The following is a 19511-nucleotide window of genomic DNA, read 5'->3' as shown; positions in this document are numbered from 1 at the left end:
TTGCCGGGCCTACGGGTTCCGCGGCCACCGGTTGGACCGTAGGCCGGATAAGGCGTTAGCCGCCATCCGGCATAAAGACGAGTACCCGCTCTGCTGTTGACCGCCCGGCGGCGCTGCGCTTGCCGGGCCTACGGGTTCCGCGGCCACCGGTTGGACCGTAGGCCGGATAAGGCGTTAGCCGCCATCCGGCGTCTTGTCCGACTCGCGGCCCTACCGGGCTGCCTGAGAAGATTAATGCCCTTTTCGTGCCGCCGTCAGCTCGGCGATACGCACGATCACCTGCACCGCTTTCTCCATCCCTTCCAGGGTGACAAACTCATGTTTGCCGTGATAGTTGTAGCCGCCGGTAAACAGGTTCGGGCATGGCAGTCCCATAAACGAGAGCTGCGCCCCGTCGGTACCGCCGCGGATCGGCTTCATCTGCGGTTCGATATCGCAGTCCACCATGGCCTGGCGGGCAATATCGACCACGTGCGGATGGGCGATCACCTGCTCATGCATATTGTAATAACTGTCCTCGATCACCAGCTCGATATAGCAGTCCGGGTGCAGCCCCTTGCCCACCTTTTTGGCGATCTCCATCATCTTGCGCTTGCGCGCCTCGAAGTGCTTACGGTCAAAATCGCGGATGATGTAGTGCATCTCGGCCCGATCGACGCTGCCTTTGATACTGGTGAGATGATAAAAGCCTTCATAGCCTTCGGTAGTCTCCGGCGCCTCGTCGGCCGGCACTTCGGCATGAATCCGCGCGGCCAGCGACAGCGCGTTGACCATCACCCCTTTCGCAGTGCCGGGGTGCACGTTGTTGCCGACGATCTTAATGGTCACCGAGGCGGCATTGAAGTTTTCAAACTCCAGTTCGCCGACCCCGCCGCCGTCAACGGTATAGGCCCAGCGGGCGTCAAAGGCCTCGACGTCGAAATGTTTCGCCCCTTTTCCGACCTCTTCATCGGGGGTGAAGGCCACGCGGATATCGCCGTGGGGGATATTTTTCGCCTGCAGGGTCGCCAGCGCGGTCATGATCTCGGCGATGCCGGCCTTGTCGTCCGCCCCCAGCAGCGTTTTCCCGTCGGTGGTGATCAGCGTCTGCCCCAAAAGCTGATGGAGAACCGGGAACATCACCGGGGAGAGCACCTCATCGCCGATACCCAGCGCAATATCGCCGCCGCGATAGTTTTCGACAATCTGCGGGTTAACGTTTTTGCCGCTGAAATCCGGGGAGGTGTCGACGTGAGAGATAAAGCCGATGGCCGGGATATCGCCCTCGACGTTGGCAGGCAGGGTTCCCATTACCGTCCCTTTTTCACTCAGCGTTACCTTGACCAGTCCCATTTCTTCCAGCTGCGCCTGCAACAGGCGTAACAGCTTCCACTGCCCTTCCGTGCTGGGGACCTGACGAACGCCAGGCTTCGACTGCGTGTCCAAAGAAACGTACTGCAAAAAACGCTCAAGCAATTTATCCATGTAGCCACCCTCTTCTTTTGTGACAACATTATTGATAAGCCAGAAAAGACAAATATTGCGTCAGGTCATTCTTAGCCCGTAAAGCGAAATTTAATAACGGAACCGACGTTATGGTGTAAAGGTAGACTATGCAGGCGTATCAAGGATTGGCGATTACCCTCGTTTGCCGTAGAATGCTGGCCCTTATTAAAAACGTGCAACCCCAAAGGTGGTTAATCACAAACCCCGCAGCGGTCGGAAGTTTCCGTTGCGTCTACATGGGACAGAGTCAAAAATTGAATATACAACCGCGTTCGCGTTCGCCGCTGGTGCAACTGGCGGGAATTCGCAAAAGCTTTGATGGTAAAACGGTCATCGATAACCTTAACCTGACCATCAACAATGGTGAGTTTCTCACCCTGCTTGGCCCCTCTGGCTGCGGTAAAACCACCGTTCTGCGCCTTATCGCCGGCCTGGAAAACGTCGACAGCGGACGGATCCATCTCGAAGATCACGATATCACTCATGTTCCGGCGGAAAACCGCCACGTTAATACCGTATTCCAAAGCTACGCCCTGTTTCCGCATATGACGGTGTTCGAGAACGTCGCCTTCGGCCTGCGCATGCAGAAAACCCCGGCGGCGGAAATCACTCCGCGGGTGATGGATGCCTTAAAGATGGTGCAGCTGGAGACGTTTGCCCAGCGCAAACCGCACCAGCTCTCCGGCGGCCAGCAGCAGCGCGTGGCCATCGCCCGCGCGGTGGTCAACAAACCGCGCCTGCTGCTGCTCGATGAATCCCTTTCGGCGCTGGATTACAAGCTGCGTAAGCAGATGCAGAACGAACTGAAAGCGCTGCAGCGTAAGCTCGGCATCACCTTCGTCTTCGTCACTCACGACCAGGAAGAGGCCCTGACCATGTCCGATCGCATCGTGGTGATGCGTGATGGCAAAATCGAACAGGACGGCACCCCGCGCGAGATCTACGAAGAGCCAAAAAACCTGTTCGTCGCCAGCTTTATCGGCGAGATTAATATCTTCGACGCCACGGTCATTGAACGCCTCGACGAACAGCGCGTGCGGGCCAGCGTGGAAGGGCGTGAATGCAACATCACCGTCAATTTTGCGGTGGAGGCCGGCCAGCGTCTGCATGTCCTGCTGCGCCCGGAAGATCTGCGCGTCGATGAGATCCACCACAACAGCGACGCCGACGGCCTGATCGGCTATGTGCGCGAGCGCAACTATAAGGGCATGACCCTCGAGTCGGTGGTGGAGCTGGAAAACGGCAAAATGGTGATGGTCAGCGAATTCTTTAACGAAGACGACCCGGATTTCGACCACTCTCTTGACCAGAAAATGTCTATCAATTGGGTGGAGAGCTGGGAGGTGGTGCTGGCCGATGAAGAACACCAGTAAATTCCAGAATGTGGTGATCGCCACCATCGTCGGTTGGCTGGTGCTGTTTGTCTTTCTGCCCAACCTGATGATCATCGCCACCAGCTTCCTGACCCGCGACGACGCTAACTTCGTCAAGCTGGTCTTCACGCTGGACAACTACTCGCGGCTGCTGGATCCGCTCTATTACGACGTGCTGCTGCATTCGCTGAACATGGCGCTGCTGGCGACCCTCGCCTGCCTGGCGCTGGGCTACCCGTTTGCGTGGTTCCTTGCCCGGCTGCCGCAGAAGGTGCGGCCCCTGCTGCTGTTCCTGCTGATCGTTCCCTTCTGGACCAACTCGTTGATCCGCATCTACGGGCTGAAGATTTTCCTCAGCACCAAAGGCTACCTGAACGAGTTTCTCCTGTGGCTGGGAGTGATCGACACGCCGATACGCATTATGTTCACCCCGTCGGCGGTGATTATCGGCCTGGTGTATATCCTGCTGCCGTTTATGGTGATGCCGCTCTACTCCAGCATTGAGAAACTGGATCGGCCGCTGCTGGAAGCGGCGAAAGATCTCGGTGCCAGCAAGCTGCAGACGTTTATCCGCATCATCATTCCTCTGACCATGCCGGGGATCATCGCCGGCTGCCTGCTGGTCATGTTGCCGGCGATGGGGCTGTTCTACGTTTCCGACCTGATGGGCGGCGCCAAGAACCTGCTGATCGGCAATGTGATCAAGAGCCAGTTCCTCAATATTCGCGACTGGCCGTTCGGCGCGGCAACCAGCATTACCTTAACCCTGGTGATGGGCCTGATGCTGTTGATTTACTGGCGCGCGGCGCGCCTGCTGAATAAAAAGGTGGAGCTGGAATGATCGGTCGACTGCTGCGCGGCGGCTTTATGACCGCCATCTACGCGTATCTCTACATCCCTATTATTATTCTGATCGTTAACTCGTTTAACCGGTCGCGTTTCGGCATCAACTGGCAGGGGTTCACCACCGACTGGTATAGTCTGCTGATGAACAACGATAGCCTGCTGCAGGCCGCCCAGCACTCGCTGACCATGGCGGTGCTGTCGGCGACCTTCGCCACCCTTATCGGCTCGCTAACCGCCGTGGCGCTGTACCGCTACCGTTTTCGCGGCAAACCGTTCGTTAGCGGCATGCTGTTTGTGGTGATGATGTCGCCCGATATTGTCATGGCCATCTCCCTGCTGGTGCTGTTTATGCTGATTGGCGTCCAGCTTGGCTTCTGGTCGCTGCTGTTTTCGCATATCACCTTTTGCCTGCCGTTTGTGGTGGTCACCGTTTACTCCCGGCTGAAAGGCTTTGATGTGCGGATGCTGGAGGCGGCGAAAGATCTGGGCGCCAGCGAGATGACCATCCTGCGCAAAATTATCCTGCCGCTGGCCCTGCCGGCGGTGGCGGCCGGGTGGCTGCTGAGCTTCACGCTGTCGATGGATGACGTGGTGGTCTCCTCGTTCGTCACCGGTCCGGGGTATGAAATCCTGCCGCTGAAGATCTATTCGATGGTCAAGGTCGGCGTTTCGCCAGAGGTGAACGCTCTGGCAACGATACTGTTGGTTCTGTCGCTGGTGATGGTCATCGCCAGTCAGTTAATTGCACGTGATAAAACTCAGGGGACGTTAAAATGAAAAAATGGTCACGCCACCTGCTCGCGGCGGGCGCTCTGGCAATCGGCATGAGCGCCGCCCACGCGGACGACAGCAAAACGCTCTACTTCTACAACTGGACCGAATATGTGCCGCCGGGCCTGCTGGAGCAGTTCACCAAAGAGACCGGCATCAAGGTTATCTACTCGACCTACGAGTCGAACGAAACCATGTACGCCAAGCTCAAGACCTATAAAGACGGGGCGTACGACCTGGTCGTCCCGTCGACCTACTTCGTCGACAAGATGCGTAAAGAAGGCATGCTGCAGAAGATCGATAAGAGCAAGCTGACTAACTTCAGCAACCTCGATCCGCAGATGCTGAACAAACCGTTCGACCCGAATAACGACTACTCCATCCCCTACATCTGGGGGGCGACGGCCATCGGCGTCAACAGCGACGCTATCGATCCGAAAACCGTCACCAGCTGGGCCGACCTGTGGAAGCCGGAATACAAAAGCAGCCTGCTGCTGACCGACGACGCGCGCGAAGTGTTCCAGATAGCGCTGCGTAAGCTGGGCTATTCCGGCAACACGACCGACCCGAAAGAGATTGAAGCCGCCTATAACGAGCTGAAAAAACTGATGCCCAACGTCGCGGCGTTTAACTCCGATAACCCGGCGAACCCGTATATGGAAGGCGAAGTGAACCTCGGCATGGTATGGAACGGTTCGGCTTACGTCGCCCGCCAGGCTGGTACGCCGCTGGAAGTGATCTGGCCGAAAGAAGGCGGCATCTTCTGGATGGACAGCCTGTCGATCCCGGCAAATGCGAAAAACGTCGACGGCGCGCTGAAGCTGATTAACTTCCTGCTACGCCCGGATGTCGCCAAGCAGGTCGCGGAAACCATCGGCTACCCCACGCCAAACCTGGCGGCGCGCAAAATGCTCAGCCCGGCCGTGGCCAACGATAAATCGCTCTATCCGGACGCCGCCACCATCGAGAAAGGCGAATGGCAAAATGACGTCGGCAGCGCCAGCGCTATTTATGAAGAGTATTACCAGAAGCTGAAAGCGGGCCGCTAATCCCGCAGGGCGGAACCGCGGTTCCGCCCTTTTTTTGCTCTCACTTTAGCCCCTCAGCGCGCACCAGAGGATCGCCGGCAGCTTGCGCCAGCGCGGCCGATGGTAAAAATCCACTAGCCGCTGCGCCACCGCTTCCTGCCCCCGGTGAGTAATAAACCAGGGCGGCAGGGGCATCAGCGTCAGTTCGCCATGCCACAGACTGCGCGGAAACGGCCGAAACGGCGCCTCAATCACCGTGCGCTCGGTTTTCTCCAGCATAAAGCTGTTATGCACCTTGCCCTGCCCGCTCTGAATATCGTCGAGCCTGTGGCCGGGAAACGCCCCCCACGGGCAGGGAGCTAACAGGAAGGCCACCCCGCTCCAGCAGTTGATCGCCACTGTGCCATAGCGCAGCTCGGCGATCAGCGCGTTAAAACGCTTACGCCCAATCGCCTTGCGGGTGCGCGGGTGGATCACAATATTGGCCCCCAGCGTGCCCTGCAGCCGCTGATTGGCATAGCCGATCGCCTGGCGCAAAAAGCTTTCCGCGCTGTCGGCCTCAAGGCGGGTGATCGACAGCCCCGGGCCAAAGACCTCCTGCTGGCAGAAGTCCGGATCATCCTCGGTGTTCGCCACAATCAACGGCAGCGCGTCGCCGCGGGCTATCTCCAGCGGCTGACGGGCGCGCAGGCGAAAGTCAGTCAGCCGGTTTTCCGCGCCGGGGTAATAGTCCGGACGGGTATTGGCGGCGATCAGCCGGTACAGCTGACTAAGCAGGGCCGACGCCGGCTCCCAGCCCTGCTGCAGGATCAGCACCTGGCTGGCCACGCAGTTAAACCCGCCATTGTTCATCTTCTGCGTCGCCAGCTGCTGCGCCTGAAAAGCGATATCCGCCTCGCTCCACGGACCGGGGACGATAATGGTAGGGCTGACGCCGCCCAGCTCCGAGGTCACCCGACGCGGGTTCAGCGGCGTCCCGGCGGCCCGACGCTGGCGAGCCGCCTCACCATCGCCCCAGACGATAGCGTCATGGCTCTCCCGCGAGCCGGTGATATGGATCTCATCGACAGCGGGATGGGTGGTCAGCCACGCCCCCGCCTGGGCGTCGCCGGTGACGATGCGGAGCGCATCCATGGCGATCAGCGGCGCCAGAGCCTGAGCCAGCAGATCGTGCAGATAATCATTCACCGGGTTGAGCTTCAGCAGGCAGACTTGATTTTCAATAAACAGTTTGTGTAATACGTCCAGCGGCGCGATAGAGGCCACATTCCCGGCGCCGAGCACCAGCGCCAGCTTGCCCTGCCGCGCGGCCGGCGGGATATCGTATGCGGCTGCCGCGCAGCGATCGAGATTGGCCCGGGTGACCCCCGGCTGCATCCAAATTTCAGCGCGAACACCAGACAGCAACAGTCGATCCCAGAGCGTGCCGGGCACCACCCGCAGCGCCAGGCGGCCGTCCGCCAGCGTCCGCAGCGGGATCCGCCGCAGAAAGGTTTTCTCCTCCAGCTGCTCCAGGGTGGCGATAAGCCCGTTGCAGCCGACCATCAGCGCGCAGGGGCCTGCCAGCCACTCTTCGCCCGTCAGCGGATCGCCTGGCGGTAGTCCTTTGGCCCTCGCCGCCGCCTCCACCCACGCAGGAGCAATTGAAGCCAGGGCATCCTTGATCTGGCGCAGGAGCGCCAGACGACGATTCACTGAGGTCTCCGCCCAGCGCTGGCGCGCCGCCGACAAGGCGTGCAGCGCTGCGTCATACTGAGAGCAGGTCGTCAGACCGGGTCGCGCGTGGCTCATTTTCCCTCACTCATTAAAATCTCTCCATAGGCCTGGCGCAGCTGATTCTTGAGCACCTTGCCCGTGGCGCTGACCGGTAGCGCATCGACAAATATCACCCGGTCCGGGATCTGCCATTTGGGCACCCGTTTCTCAAACCAGGCCAGCAGTTCGCTCTCTTCCACTTCGCCCCCTTCCACGCGAACGCACAGCAGCACCGGCCGCTCGTCCCAGCGCGGGTGGCGGGCGGCGATGGCCGCCGCGCTGCGCACCGCCTGATGCGCGATGGCGATATTCTCCAGCTCAACGGTGGAGATCCACTCGCCGCCGGACTTGATGATATCCTTTGCCCGATCGCTGATCACCAGATAACCATTGGCGTCGAGCGTACCGATATCGCCGGTATCAAACCAGCCTGCCGCGGTCAGGGCGCTTTCGTCCTGACCATAGTACTGCTCCACCACCCAGTGCCCTCTGACCTGCAGATATCCCTGACTTTGACCGTCCATCGGCAGTGGGTCGCCCTCGACATCCACCACCTGTAGCTCGATGCCAAAAATAGGCCGCCCCTGACCGGTACGCTGTTTTTGCTGCTCCCGCGCCGGGAGTGCGTCATGTTTGCTCAACAGCGTGTTAATGGTGCCGATGGGCGATGTTTCGGTCATTCCCCAGGCGTGGATCAGCGTAATGCCGTAATCGTGCTGAAAGGCCTCCATCATCGACGGCGGCAGCGCGGAGCCCCCGACAAACGCGCGTTTAAAATCAGGCAGCCGCATGTCCGACCGCCGCATCGCCGCCAACAGACCGACCCAGATCACCGGCACGCCGAACGCCACCGTCACCTTCTCGGCGGCCAGCAGCTGCAGCAGGCTGTCGCCATCGAGGTGCGGCCCCGGTAGCACCAGCCGCGCGCCGACCATGGCGGCGATAAACGGCGTCCCCCACGCGTTGACATGGAACATCGGCACCACCGGCAACAGGCTATCCCTGGCCGAGATCCCGGCGGCGTCCGGCTGATTGCCGCTCAGGGCATGCAGGACCAGCGAACGATGGGTATTCAACACCCCTTTCGGTCGGCCGGTGGTCCCCGAGGTGTAGCAGAGCGAGGCCGGCGTCAGTTCATTGAGCGGCGGCCAGCGATAGTCTGCCATCCCCTGCTGCAACAGTTCGTCAAAAAACAGCAATGAGGGCAGCTGGCTGAGCGCCGCTTCGCTGCGGGGCGCCATCAGCACGACGTGTTTCACCGTCGGCAGCTGCGGCAGGAGCTGCGCCACCAGCGGCAAAAAGGTCTGGTCAAAGAACAGCACCTCGTCGGCAGCGTCGTTGAGGATATACCGCAGATGGTCAACCGACAGCCGCGGATTGACGGTGTGCGTCACCCAGCCGCCGGAGGCGACGGCAAAATAGATCTCCAGGTGGCGGCGATTGTTCCATGCGAGGGTGGCGCAGCGGGCGCCCGGCGGCAGCCCCAGCGACGCCAGCGCCGATGCCAGCCGCTGAGCGCGGCTGGCCACTTCCCCCCAGCTGCTGCGCTCCTTCTCACCGCCGGCGCCCACCGAGACGATCTCCGTCTCGCTGTGGTATTGCGCCGCATGGCTGAGCAGCGCGGTGGTAGTGAGATCCTGATAAATCATCGGTGACGGCATGGCGGGGTCTCCTTTACAGACTTCCGGGCGGGGGAACAGGGTCGCGGCGCGAACGTGCGGACGCCTATTGAATCTGGTCTACATTTGCCGGTCTGCACAAAAAAACGTACGGAAATCAGCGGTCACGCACAAAATTATCGCGGGTAATCGCTCAGAAAGGAGAAGCCGAGAATGATATGATGAAGGGCATTGCCCGGCGCCGGTCCGGGCGATATCGCCAGAGCGACCGCCGGGGGACTGAAGATAGCCTGGAGTACGTGATGCGCGCCTCAGAGGAAAGCGGATCAACGTCGCCCACCGTCGCGCTGGCCTTTGTCCTTCCCTTTTTCGGCTCGCCGTTGCACAAAATCTTCAATGATGCCGAAGAGCCCGTTGAGGGGTTTCCACAGCACCACCAGCAGCAGCATGGGGCCGTATATCCGCACACCGCCCGTCGCGACCTGACCGGTGAACAGCAGGGCTAAGCCATCCAGCAGCAGGCACAACGCGCTGCCGGTGCCGATCAACAGGCACAGCAGGAAGAGGATCGGTCGGCTATCGGCGTATTCAGGTAGCGCACGCAGGCTCCAGACGCCAATGATAATGGCCGCGATCAAGGCGATCGATGCAATGACCAGGGGATGATGCATGGTCTGACTCCTGTCATGACGTGACATCCTTGTCAACAGCGCTGCCGGAAGCGGTGGGCATCGCCCTGGCCCCCGGCAGGCTGATTCAGTTTACAGCGCGTTTTCCTGCAGCAGCTTATCGATAAAGGCGGGTACCACTTCGCTTGCCAGCCCGTAGTGCTTTTCGGCAAACTCGCTGCCCACCTGGCTGGGCTCGAGGTTCAGTTCAACGGTATGGGCGCCGTGCAGTCGCGCCTCGTGCACAAAGCCGGCCGCCGGATAGACGTGGCCGGAGGTGCCGATGGCGATAAAGATATCCGCTTCGGCCAGCGCGCTGTAGATCTCGTCCATCCCCAGCGGCATTTCGCCAAACCAGACCACGTGCGGACGCAGCGCCGCCGGGAACTGGCAGCAGTGGCATTTGTCCTCTGCGGTGACGTCCCCGGTCCACTCCAGCACCTGGCCGCTCCACGAACAGCGCACCTTCAGCAGCTCGCCGTGCATATGGATCACCCGGCGGTTGCCGGCGCGTTCATGCAGATTATCGATATTCTGGGTGACCAGCAGAAAATGGTCGCCCAGCAGATCCTCCAGACGCGCCAGCGCCAGATGCGCCGCGTTCGGCGCGATCTCCGGACTCTGCAGCTGACGACGGCGGGCGTTGTAGAACGCCTGCACCAGCGCCGGGTCGCGGGCGAAGCCTTCCGGCGTCGCCACATCTTCCACCCGATGCTCTTCCCACAGGCCATCGGCCGCGCGGAAAGTTTTGATCCCCGACTCCGCCGATATGCCCGCGCCGGTTAACACCACCACTCTCGGTTTGGCCATCGCTTCAGGCTTCATCCTGTCCTCCCTAAAGAAAATCCGCTGACGCAGACGGTCACGCAACTGACGTTTATTGCGACGAAAACGGCTCAATCGATGTAAACGGCGCGACTGCATAGCTACCTCTGTGGTTAATGGCTCAGATGAAGGAAGGCCGCACCGCGCATTCCCCCGGCATCGCCGTGGCGCGCGCGCTCAATGCGCGGTACCCTGGCGACCGGCAGAAGATGGCGCGGCAATCGCTGCGCCAGCCCTTCGCTAATGGCCGTAAAGTTAGATAATCCACCGCCGAGCACCAGCAAATCCGGGTCGACAATGGTCAGTATATTTCCCAGACACACCGCCAGCAGATCGAGATAGCGCTCTACATGCGCCTGGGCGCGCGGATCGTGCTGCTGCCACTGCGCCACAATCTCCGGCGAGGTAAGCGGTTGCTGATAAAAATGTTCATACAGCCAGGCGAAACCGCGGCCGGAGAGATAATTTTCAATGCAGCCCAGCTGGCCGCAGCCGCAGCGAAGCAGCGGAAAATCACGCCCGACCACCTCCAGGGCATCCACCGGCAGACGAATATGACCAAACTCGCCGGTGATATAGCTATGTCCGGTAATCGATTTACCGTTCAACACCAGGCCGCCGCCCACGCCGGTGCCGAGGATCAGCCCCATCACCAGCGGGTATTGCGTAAACTCATCGTCCCACGCTTCCGACAGCGCGAAGCAGTTGGCGTCATTATCGAGGCGCACATCGCGCCCCAGTCGCGCGCTGAGGTCGGCGCGCAGCGGCCGGCCGCTGGCGGCAGGCACGTTAGCGGCATACAGCGTACCGTCCGCCGTTTCCGGCATCCCCGGGATACCGATCCCAACCGTCCCCTGCCGGTCGAAGCGCGCATCGGCCTCGCGGACCAGCGCCTCCACCGCCTGGAGAAAATCCTCATAACTGCTTTTCGGCGTGGCGACGCGTTTTTCCCACTGCAGCCGCCGCTCCTGATTAAATACGCCCAGCGCTATCTTGCTGCCGCCAATGTCAAATCCATAGTACATTTCAGCAATTCCTCTTGTGTCGTCAGCCAGGCCGACGATGACGATAAATTACTGGCCACTCAGCACCCTCGCCGGGTCGATACGGCTGGCGCGGCGGGCGGGATACCAGCTGGCCAGCAAACTCAGCAACAGTGCTGTCACCAGCACATAAAAGACGTCCAGCCAGTGCAGTTCAGACGGCAGGAAGTCAATAAAATAGATGTCGCCGGAGAGGAATTTATGCCCAATCAGGTATTCGATGCCGTTGATGATTGACGTCAGATTCAACGCGCAGATCACGCCGATCACCACCCCGAACAGGCTGCCTACCGATCCGGCTAATAAACCATACCACACGAAAATCGCGCGAATTAAGCCGTCTTTTGCGCCAAGCGTGCGCAGCACCGCAATATCGCCGCTTTTGTCTTTGACCGCCATCACCAGCGTCGAGACGATGTTGAAGCAGGCCACGCCGATCACCAGCACCATCGCCAGGTACATAATGGCGCGGATCATCTGGATATCGCGATACATATAGCCGTAGGTGCCAATCCAGCTCTTGATGTAGACGTAGCTGTTGGTCACCTCGCCGGCGTCGCGCACCAGCTTGTTAGCATGGAAAACGTCGGTGACCTTGATGGCGATGCCGGTCACGCTGCCGCCCATCTCCAGGTACTGCTGCGCATCCTGCATCGGGATCATGGCAAAACTATGATCGAGCTGGCCGCTCAGCTGTAAAATACCGGTCACATGCAGCCTGACGCGTTTCGGCTGCAGCAGTTGATGGTCGGCGTCGGCGTTAGGGATCATGATCGACACCCAGTCCCCCTGCTTCACGTGCAGGGCATCGGCGACGCCTTTACCCAGAATCACCTGCTGTTCGCCGGCCTTGAAGCCGGCCCACGCGTTATTCTGCACAAAGGTGGGCAGCGCGCTGAGCCGGGTTTCCTGCTGCGGGTCGACCCCTTTCACCTGGATGGCGCGCATATTGCTGCCGCTCTCCACCAGGCCGGTGAAGTTAATATAGGGCGCCGCCGCGACAATCCCCTTCACCTTCTGCACCTTCGCCAGCGCCTCCTGCCAGTTATTCCACGGCTGGTTCACGGGTTCGATTTCACCGTGCGGCACCACCGCCAGCACGCGGTGGTTCAGCTCGCGCTCAAAGCCGTTCATCGCGCTGAGACCGACGATCAGCACCGCCACCCCCAGCGCAATACCGATGGTGGAGATCACCGAGATCAGCGACACCATGCCGCCGCGCCGCCGGCCGCGGCTGAAACGCAATGCAATTAATAACGATAACGGAGAGGCCATTACTCGGCCCCCATCAGGGTCAGGTCGGCGGTCAGGCGGCCATCGCGCATCTCCAGCTGGCGGCTCATCCGCTTCGCCAGCTGCAGGTCGTGGGTCACCACCAGAAACGCGGTGCGCTGCGCGAGGTTCAGTTCGCCCAGCAGCTGGAAGATGCTGTCCGCGTTGCGGGCGTCGAGGTTACCGGTCGGCTCATCCGCCAATACCAGCCGCGGTTTGTTCACCAGCGCGCGGGCAATCGCCACCCGCTGGCGTTCGCCGCCGGAGAGCTCCGACGGACGGTGATGGCTGCGGTGTTCAAGCCCGACCGCATGCAGCATCGCTTTCGCCTGACGTTCAATGTCCGCCGGCTTCTTTTTGCCAATCAGCAGCGGCATCGCCACGTTTTCCAGCGCGCTAAAGTCCGGCAGCAGATGGTGGAACTGATAGATAAAGCCCAGCTCGCGGTTGCGCAGGTCGGCGCGCGCGGCGGTAGAGAGCTTGCTCATCGGCTGGCCGGAGAAAATCACGTCGCCAGAGGTGGGCGTATCGAGGCCGCCCAGCAGATGCAGCAGGGTACTTTTGCCGGAGCCGGAGGTGCCGACGATGGCCATCATCTCGCCTTCATCAATGCTGAAGCTGACATTGTGCAGGACATCGGTTTGCACATTGCCTTCCTGATAGCGTTTGCACAGGTTGTCGCATTGCAGCAGGATTTTATTCATAACGTAAAGCCTCAGCGGGTTGAGTGGCGGCAGCGCGCCAGGAAGGGTACAACGTAGACAACAATGCCAGCGCCATCGCCACCAGGGCGATCACGACGACCTGCAGCGGCTCAATCGCCACCGGCAGCGCCGCGCCGTCAAGGAAGGCGCCGATGATCGGCATTAAATTATTCAACTGGCTGGCCAGCAGCGCGCCAAGCACGGCTCCCAGCAGCGCGCCGACGATCCCGGCGCTGGCGCCCTGCACCATAAAGACGGCCATAATCTGTCGCGGCGTCAGCCCCTGGGTCTGCAGGATCGCCACTTCGCCCTGCTTCTCCATCACCATCATCCCCAGCGAGGTAATAATGTTGAAGGCCGCGACGGCGACGATCAGGCTGAGCAGCAGGCCCATCATATTTTTCTCCATACGCACCGCCTGGAACAGTTCGCCCTTGCGCTCGCGCCAGTCCTGCCACTGGGTGCCCGACGGCAGCGTCTGCTGGCTGAGGGTATCCACTTGCAGCGGTTTATCCAGCCACAGGCGCCAGCCGGTGATATTCCCCAGCGGGTAGCGCATTAAACGGGAAGCGTCGTCGATGTTGGTCAGCATCTGATAACCATCGACTTCGCTGTTGGCGGCGAAGGTGCCGATGACTGTAAACAGACGTTGGCTCGGCACGCGTCCCATCGGCGTAAACTGGCTGGCGGAGGGGACCATCACGCGAATTTTATCGCCGCGATTCACCCCCAGCTGGCCCGCCAGCTGCTCGCCGAGAATCACGTTATATTTGCCCGCCTGCAGATCGCTCTGTTTGACGTTCACCAGGTACGGTGTCAGGGGATCGTTCTGCGCCGGGTCGATGCCCAGCATCACGCCGACCGCCACGCTGCGCGCGCTCTGCAGCACCACGTCGCCGGTGGTGATCGGCGCCACGCGGGTGACGCCCTGGAGTTTCGCCTCGCGCTCCGGCAGCTGTTGGGGATTCACCGAACCCTGTTTGGCGCTAAGAATGGCCTGGGGCATCAGCCCCAGGATGTTGTTTTGCAGTTCGCGTTCAAAGCCGTTCATCACCGACAGGACCGTCACCAGCGCCATGACGCCGAGGGTAATACCGATGGTGGAAAGCCAGGAGACGAAACGACCGAAGCGGTCGGCTGCGCGCCCGCGCATATAGCGCAGGCCGATAAAGAGTGCGGCAGGTTGGTACATGTCATCCATCTGGTTGCTGATAGCCGATTCCCGAGTATATAAGCGATTAGGGGCAGCGTAAATGACTGATACCTGACGACTTTATTAGCAATAATCCTAAAAATCAAGCAAATACAAACGGATAGATAAGTACTTACTTATTAATCTTTACGCTTATCGACAGCGCTGACCTTTCTTCACTCAACACGCGATGGCAATTCGGGTTGGCGAATCCAGACCAATCGCGGATAATCTCACTATTGAATATCAGCGAGTTGCCCTCCATATCGGCAGAGCGAATCCCTAAGAGACCATGAAACCGTCTATGCCTGAACAATATCGATACTCATTGCCGGTGAAAGCCGGTGACCAGCGCCAGCTTGGCGAGTTGACCGGTGCAGCCTGCGCCACCCTGGTGGCGGAGATGGCCGAACGCCACAAGGGCCCGGTGGTGCTGGTGGCGCCTGACATGCAAAACGCGCTGCGTCTGAACGACGAGATCAGGCAGTTCACCGACAGCCTGGTGATGGGGCTGGCGGACTGGGAAACGCTCCCTTACGACAGCTTCTCGCCGCATCAGGACATCATCTCCTCCCGTCTTGCCACCCTTTACCAGTTACCCACTATGCAGCGCGGCGTGCTGATCGTCCCGGTCAGCACGCTGATGCAGCGCGTCTGTCCGCACAGCTTCCTTCACGGCCACGCGCTGGTGATGAAAAAGGGTCAGCGCCTGTCGCGCGATGCGCTGCGCGATCAGCTCGAGGGGGCCGGCTACCGCCATGTCGATCAGGTGATGGAGCATGGCGAATACGCCACCCGCGGCGCGCTGCTCGACCTGTTCCCGATGGGCAGCGACCAGCCCTACCGCCTCGATTTCTTTGACGATGAAATCGACAGCCTGCGCCTGTTCGACGTCGACAGCCAGCGCACGCTGGAGGAAGTGGCGGCCATTAACCTGCTGCCGGCGCACGAATTCCCCACCGACCAGACCGCCATCGAGCTGTTCCGCAGCCAGTGGCGCGACCGCTTTGAGGTGAAGCGCGACGCCGAGCATATCTATCAGCAGGTCAGTAAAGGGACGCTGCCTGCCGGTATCGAATACTGGCAGCCGCTGTTCTTCAGCGAGCCGCTGCCGCCGTTATTTAGCTATTTCCCGGCCAGCACGCTGATCGTCAACACCGGCGATCTCGAGGCCAGCGCGGAGCGTTTTCAGAATGAAGCCCGCGCCCGCTTTGAAAACCGCGGCGTCGATCCGATGCGCCCGCTCCTGCCGCCGGAACTGCTGTGGCTGCGCAGCGATGAGCTGTTCAGCGAACTGAAAAAGTGGCCGCGCGTTCAGCTGAAAACCGAGCGCCTGGCGGAAAAAGCAGCGAATACCAACCTGGGCTACCAGACGCTGCCGGACCTCGCCGTCCAGGCGCAAAACAAAGCGCCGCTGGATAATCTGCGCCGCTTCCTCGACGCGTTTGCCGGTCCGGTGATCTTCTCCGTTGAAAGCGAGGGTCGCCGGGAAGCGCTGAGCGAAATGCTGGCGCGGATCAAAATTGCGCCGAAACACCTGCTGCGCCTGGAGGAAGCCACCGGCAACGGGCGCTATCTGATGATTGGCGCCGCCGAGCACGGGTTTATCGACAGCCAGCGCGGCCTGGCGCTGATTTGCGAGAGCGACCTGCTCGGCGAGCGCGTAGCGCGCCGTCGTCAGGATTCCCGTCGCACCATTAACCCTGACACGCTAATTCGCAACCTTGCCGAACTGCATATCGGCCAGCCGGTCGTTCACCTGGAACACGGCGTGGGCCGCTATGCGGGGATGACTACCCTGGAGGCGGGCGGCATCACCGGCGAATACCTGATGCTGACCTACGCCAACGATGCCAAATTATACGTTCCGGTCTCCTCCCTGCATCTTATCAGTCGCTACGCCGGCGGAGCGGAAGAGAACGCGCCCCTGCACAAGCTGGGTGGCGATGCCTGGACCCGGGCGCGGCAAAAAGCGGCCGAGAAGGTACGCGACGTAGCGGCCGAACTGCTGGATATCTACGCCCAGCGCGCGGCGAAAGCCGGGTTTGCCTTTAAACACGACCGCGAACAGTATCAGCTGTTCTGCGACGGTTTCCCGTTTGAAACCACGCCGGATCAGGCGCAGGCGATCAACGCCGTCCTCAGCGATATGTGCCAGCCGCTGGCCATGGACCGCCTGGTGTGTGGCGATGTGGGCTTCGGCAAGACCGAAGTGGCCATGCGCGCCGCCTTCCTCGCCGTGGAGAACCACAAACAGGTGGCGGTACTGGTGCCGACCACCCTGCTGGCTCAGCAGCACTATGACAACTTCCGCGATCGTTTCGCCAACTGGCCGGTACGCATCGAAATGCTCTCCCGCTTCCGCAGCGCTAAAGAGCAGGCGCAGATCCTCGAGCAGGCCGCGGAAGGCAAAATCGATATCTTGATCGGCACCCATAAGCTGCTGCAGAGCGAGGTGAAGCTGCGCGATCTGGGGCTGCTGATCGTCGACGAAGAGCACCGGTTTGGCGTGCGGCATAAAGAGCGCATCAAAGCGATGCGCGCCGATGTCGATATCCTGACCCTCACCGCCACGCCGATCCCGCGAACGCTGAACATGGCGATGAGCGGGATGCGGGATCTGTCGATCATCGCCACGCCGCCGGCGCGCCGCCTGGCGGTAAAGACCTTCGTTCGCGAATACGATGCGCTGGTCGTGCGCGAGGCGATCCTGCGTGAAACGCTGCGCGGCGGCCAGGTTTACTACCTGTTTAATGACGTCGAGAACATCCAGAAAGCCGCCGACAAGCTGGCGGAGCTGGTGCCTGAGGCGCGGATCGCCATCGGCCACGGTCAGATGCGGGAGCGCGAGCTGGAGCGGGTGATGAATGACTTCCATCACCAGCGCTTCAATGTGCTGGTGTGCACCACCATCATCGAAACCGGGATCGACATTCCCACCGCCAACACCATCATTATCGAACGCGCCGACCACTTTGGCCTCGCCCAGCTGCACCAGCTGCGCGGCCGCGTTGGCCGCTCCCATCACCAGGCCTATGCCTGGCTGCTGACGCCGCATCCGAAGGCGATGACCACCGATGCGCAAAAGCGCCTCGAAGCCATTGCCTCGCTGGAAGATCTTGGCGCCGGCTTTGCGCTGGCGACCCACGATCTGGAGATCCGCGGCGCCGGGGAGCTGCTGGGCGAAGATCAGAGCGGTCAGATGGAGACCATCGGCTTCTCCCTGTATATGGAGCTGCTGGAGAATGCGGTAGATGCCCTGAAAGCCGGGCGCGAGCCGTCCCTGGAAGATCTCACCAGCCAGCAGACGGAAGTCGAACTGCGCATGCCTTCCCTGCTGCCTGATGATTTCATCCCCGACGTCAATACTCGTCTATCGTTCTATAAGCGCATTGCCAGCGCCAAAAACGAACAGGATCTGGAGGAGATCAAAGTCGAGCTGATCGATCGTTTTGGCCGCCTGCCCGACGCCGCGCGCAATCTGCTGGATATCGCCCGTCTGCGTCAGCAGGCGCAGAAGCTGGGGATCCGTAAGCTGGAGAGCAATGAAAAAGGCGGCGTGATCGAATTTAACGAGAAAAACAACGTCAATCCGGTGTGGTTGATCGGCCTGCTGCAGAAGCAGCCGCAGCACTTCCGCCTGGACGGGCCGACGCGCCTGAAGTTCATGCAGGATCTCGAGGAGCGTAAGACGCGGATGGATTGGGTTCGCCAGTTCATGCGCCAGCTGGAAGAGAACGCCGTCGCCTGATCGCGGGGGAGATACGGCCGGTACGCCGTATCTCCCTTTTCACATATCTGGCAATCTTTACAAACATTTTGCAATCCGCCTGGATTTCCCCACACAGACTCACGCCATAATCTCATCTCCTTTTTCATATAAAAATAACCAGTTATATATTTTGGAGTTATGGTAATGAGAAACCGTTTTCCCCTGGCGCTGGCGCTGGTCGCGCTGGTTGCCGCGCTGGCGCTGCCTGCGCGCGCTAACACCTGGCCCCTTCCCCCGCCGGGCAGCCGGCTGGTGGGGCAGAATCAGTTCCATGTGGTGCAGGATAACGGCGGTTCGCTGGAGGCGATTGCCAAAAAGTACAATGTCGGCTTTCTGGCCCTGCTGCAGGCCAATCCCGGGGTAGACCCCTATGTTCCGCGCGCCGGCAGCGTGCTGACTATCCCCCTGCAGACGCTGCTGCCCGATGCGCCGCGCGAAGGGCTGGTGATCAACCTTGCCGAACTGCGCCTCTACTATTACCCGCCGGGCAAGAATGAAGTGACCGTCTACCCGATCGGCATCGGCCAACTGGGCGGAACCACCATCACACCGACGATGGTCACCACCGTGTCCGACAAGCGGGCTAATCCGACCTGGACGCCAACCGCCAACATTCGCGCGCGCTACAAAGCGATGGGGATTGAGCTGCCGGCGGTGGTGCCTGCCGGTCCTGACAACCCGATGGGCCATCACGCTATCCGCCTTGCCGCCTATGGCGGAGTCTATCTCCTGCACGGCACCAATGCCGATTTCGGCATCGGCATGCGCGTCAGCTCCGGCTGTATTCGTCTGCGCGACAACGATATCAAGGCGCTGTACAACGCGATCTCGCCGGGCACGAAGGTGAATATTATCAACACGCCGATTAAGGCGTCGGTGGAGCCGGACGGCCGCCGTCTGGTCGAAATCCACCAGCCGCTGTCTGAGCATATCGATGACGACCCGCAGACCCTGCCTATTACGCTTAACGCGGCCATGAAGGCGTTCAAACAGGCGCCGCAGACCGACGGCACGGTAATGGAGCGCGCGATGAATTACCGCTCGGGCATGCCCATTGACGTTACCCGTCATGCCGACCCTGGTCCGCAGTCGCTGTAACCTCACGCTGCAGAAAACAAAAAACCCGCCTGACGGCGGGTTTTTTGTTGGCAAGGGTCA

At 60.6% G+C, this 19511-nt stretch carries 16 protein-coding genes; 6 read left to right on the top strand and 10 right to left on the bottom strand.

The genetic code is table 11. From position 1 onward, the window contains the following. Positions 1-231 precede the first annotated feature (231 nt). Positions 232-1464, bottom strand: coding sequence for a peptidase T (gene pepT / locus ABLV52_RS03660; protein ID WP_023289160.1), 1233 nt, complete (start codon positions 1462-1464; stop codon positions 232-234). A 257-nt stretch (positions 1465-1721) separates the two neighbouring features. On the opposite strand from pepT, the gene potA reads away from it, so the two are divergent. Genes potA through potD form a run of 4 tightly spaced genes read left to right on the top strand, consistent with a single transcriptional unit; the run spans position 1722 to position 5524 of the window. Further along, positions 1722-2858: a spermidine/putrescine ABC transporter ATP-binding protein PotA gene (gene potA, locus ABLV52_RS03655; RefSeq protein ID WP_032452454.1), complete on the top strand. Its 1137-nt coding sequence runs from the start codon at positions 1722-1724 to the stop codon at positions 2856-2858. Next, positions 2842-3699 carry a spermidine/putrescine ABC transporter permease PotB gene (potB, locus tag ABLV52_RS03650; RefSeq protein WP_004150812.1) on the top strand — a complete coding sequence of 286 codons (858 nt, stop codon included), beginning with the start codon at positions 2842-2844 and terminating at the stop codon, positions 3697-3699. The genes potA and potB overlap by 17 nt, the downstream gene beginning before the upstream one ends. Further along, on the top strand, positions 3696-4481 hold the full coding sequence (gene potC, locus ABLV52_RS03645) for a spermidine/putrescine ABC transporter permease PotC (protein WP_004150813.1): 786 nt from the start codon (positions 3696-3698) through the stop codon (positions 4479-4481). The genes potB and potC overlap by 4 nt, the downstream gene beginning before the upstream one ends. Continuing rightward, complete coding sequence (gene potD / locus ABLV52_RS03640) at positions 4478-5524, top strand: spermidine/putrescine ABC transporter substrate-binding protein PotD (RefSeq protein WP_023289157.1); 1047 nt, start codon at positions 4478-4480, stop codon at positions 5522-5524. The genes potC and potD overlap by 4 nt, the downstream gene beginning before the upstream one ends. A 45-nt stretch (positions 5525-5569) precedes the next feature. On the opposite strand, the gene ABLV52_RS03635 is transcribed toward potD, so the two are convergent. The 9 genes from ABLV52_RS03635 to ABLV52_RS03595 all read right to left on the bottom strand — a co-directional run bounded on the left by ABLV52_RS03635 (position 5570) and on the right by ABLV52_RS03595 (position 14846). Beyond that, positions 5570-7294, bottom strand: coding sequence for an aldehyde dehydrogenase family protein (locus ABLV52_RS03635; RefSeq protein WP_194859436.1), 1725 nt, complete (start codon positions 7292-7294; stop codon positions 5570-5572). Then, positions 7291-8919: a long-chain fatty acid--CoA ligase gene (locus tag ABLV52_RS03630; RefSeq protein ID WP_348890007.1), complete on the bottom strand. Its 1629-nt coding sequence runs from the start codon at positions 8917-8919 to the stop codon at positions 7291-7293. The genes ABLV52_RS03635 and ABLV52_RS03630 overlap by 4 nt, the downstream gene beginning before the upstream one ends. Before the next feature lie 284 nt (positions 8920-9203). Next, positions 9204-9548: a hypothetical protein gene (locus tag ABLV52_RS03625; RefSeq protein ID WP_348890006.1), complete on the bottom strand. Its 345-nt coding sequence runs from the start codon at positions 9546-9548 to the stop codon at positions 9204-9206. A 90-nt stretch (positions 9549-9638) separates the two neighbouring features. Continuing rightward, positions 9639-10469 carry a Sir2 family NAD+-dependent deacetylase gene (gene cobB, locus ABLV52_RS03620; RefSeq protein ID WP_017898959.1) on the bottom strand — a complete coding sequence of 277 codons (831 nt, stop codon included), beginning with the start codon at positions 10467-10469 and terminating at the stop codon, positions 9639-9641. A gap of 14 nt (positions 10470-10483) precedes the next feature. Further along, a complete protein-coding gene (gene nagK / locus ABLV52_RS03615; protein WP_044522096.1) occupies positions 10484-11395 on the bottom strand; it encodes an N-acetylglucosamine kinase in 912 nt (303 codons plus the stop codon). A gap of 48 nt (positions 11396-11443) precedes the next feature. Then, complete coding sequence (lolE, locus tag ABLV52_RS03610) at positions 11444-12688, bottom strand: lipoprotein-releasing ABC transporter permease subunit LolE (RefSeq protein ID WP_023289152.1); 1245 nt, start codon at positions 12686-12688, stop codon at positions 11444-11446. Beyond that, the gene (gene lolD, locus ABLV52_RS03605; protein WP_032452447.1) at positions 12688-13389 is read right to left on the bottom strand and encodes a lipoprotein-releasing ABC transporter ATP-binding protein LolD; all 702 of its coding nucleotides are present in this window, start codon (positions 13387-13389) and stop codon (positions 12688-12690) included. Before lolD ends, lolE begins: the two co-directional genes overlap by 1 nt. Then, a complete protein-coding gene (gene lolC, locus ABLV52_RS03600) occupies positions 13382-14581 on the bottom strand; it encodes a lipoprotein-releasing ABC transporter permease subunit LolC (protein ID WP_023289151.1) in 1200 nt (399 codons plus the stop codon). Before lolC ends, lolD begins: the two co-directional genes overlap by 8 nt. Positions 14582-14714: 133 nt before the next feature. After that, on the bottom strand, positions 14715-14846 hold the full coding sequence (locus tag ABLV52_RS03595) for a hypothetical protein (protein ID WP_032428740.1): 132 nt from the start codon (positions 14844-14846) through the stop codon (positions 14715-14717). A 39-nt stretch (positions 14847-14885) separates the two neighbouring features. Here ABLV52_RS03595 and mfd point away from each other — a divergent pair, with 39 nt between their 5' ends. Then, positions 14886-18332 carry a transcription-repair coupling factor gene (gene mfd, locus ABLV52_RS03590; protein ID WP_032452446.1) on the top strand — a complete coding sequence of 1149 codons (3447 nt, stop codon included), beginning with the start codon at positions 14886-14888 and terminating at the stop codon, positions 18330-18332. 165 nt (positions 18333-18497) lie between these two features. Further along, positions 18498-19451 (top strand): L,D-transpeptidase family protein, encoded by a 954-nt coding sequence (locus tag ABLV52_RS03585; RefSeq protein ID WP_023289149.1) that lies wholly within the window; start codon positions 18498-18500, stop codon positions 19449-19451. Positions 19452-19511 lie beyond the last annotated feature (60 nt).

The organism is Klebsiella sp. GB_Kp056, assembly GCF_040064755.1.
Classification (GTDB): domain Bacteria; phylum Pseudomonadota; class Gammaproteobacteria; order Enterobacterales; family Enterobacteriaceae; genus Klebsiella; species Klebsiella quasipneumoniae.
This window is presented reverse-complemented; position numbering and strand designations above follow the sequence as displayed.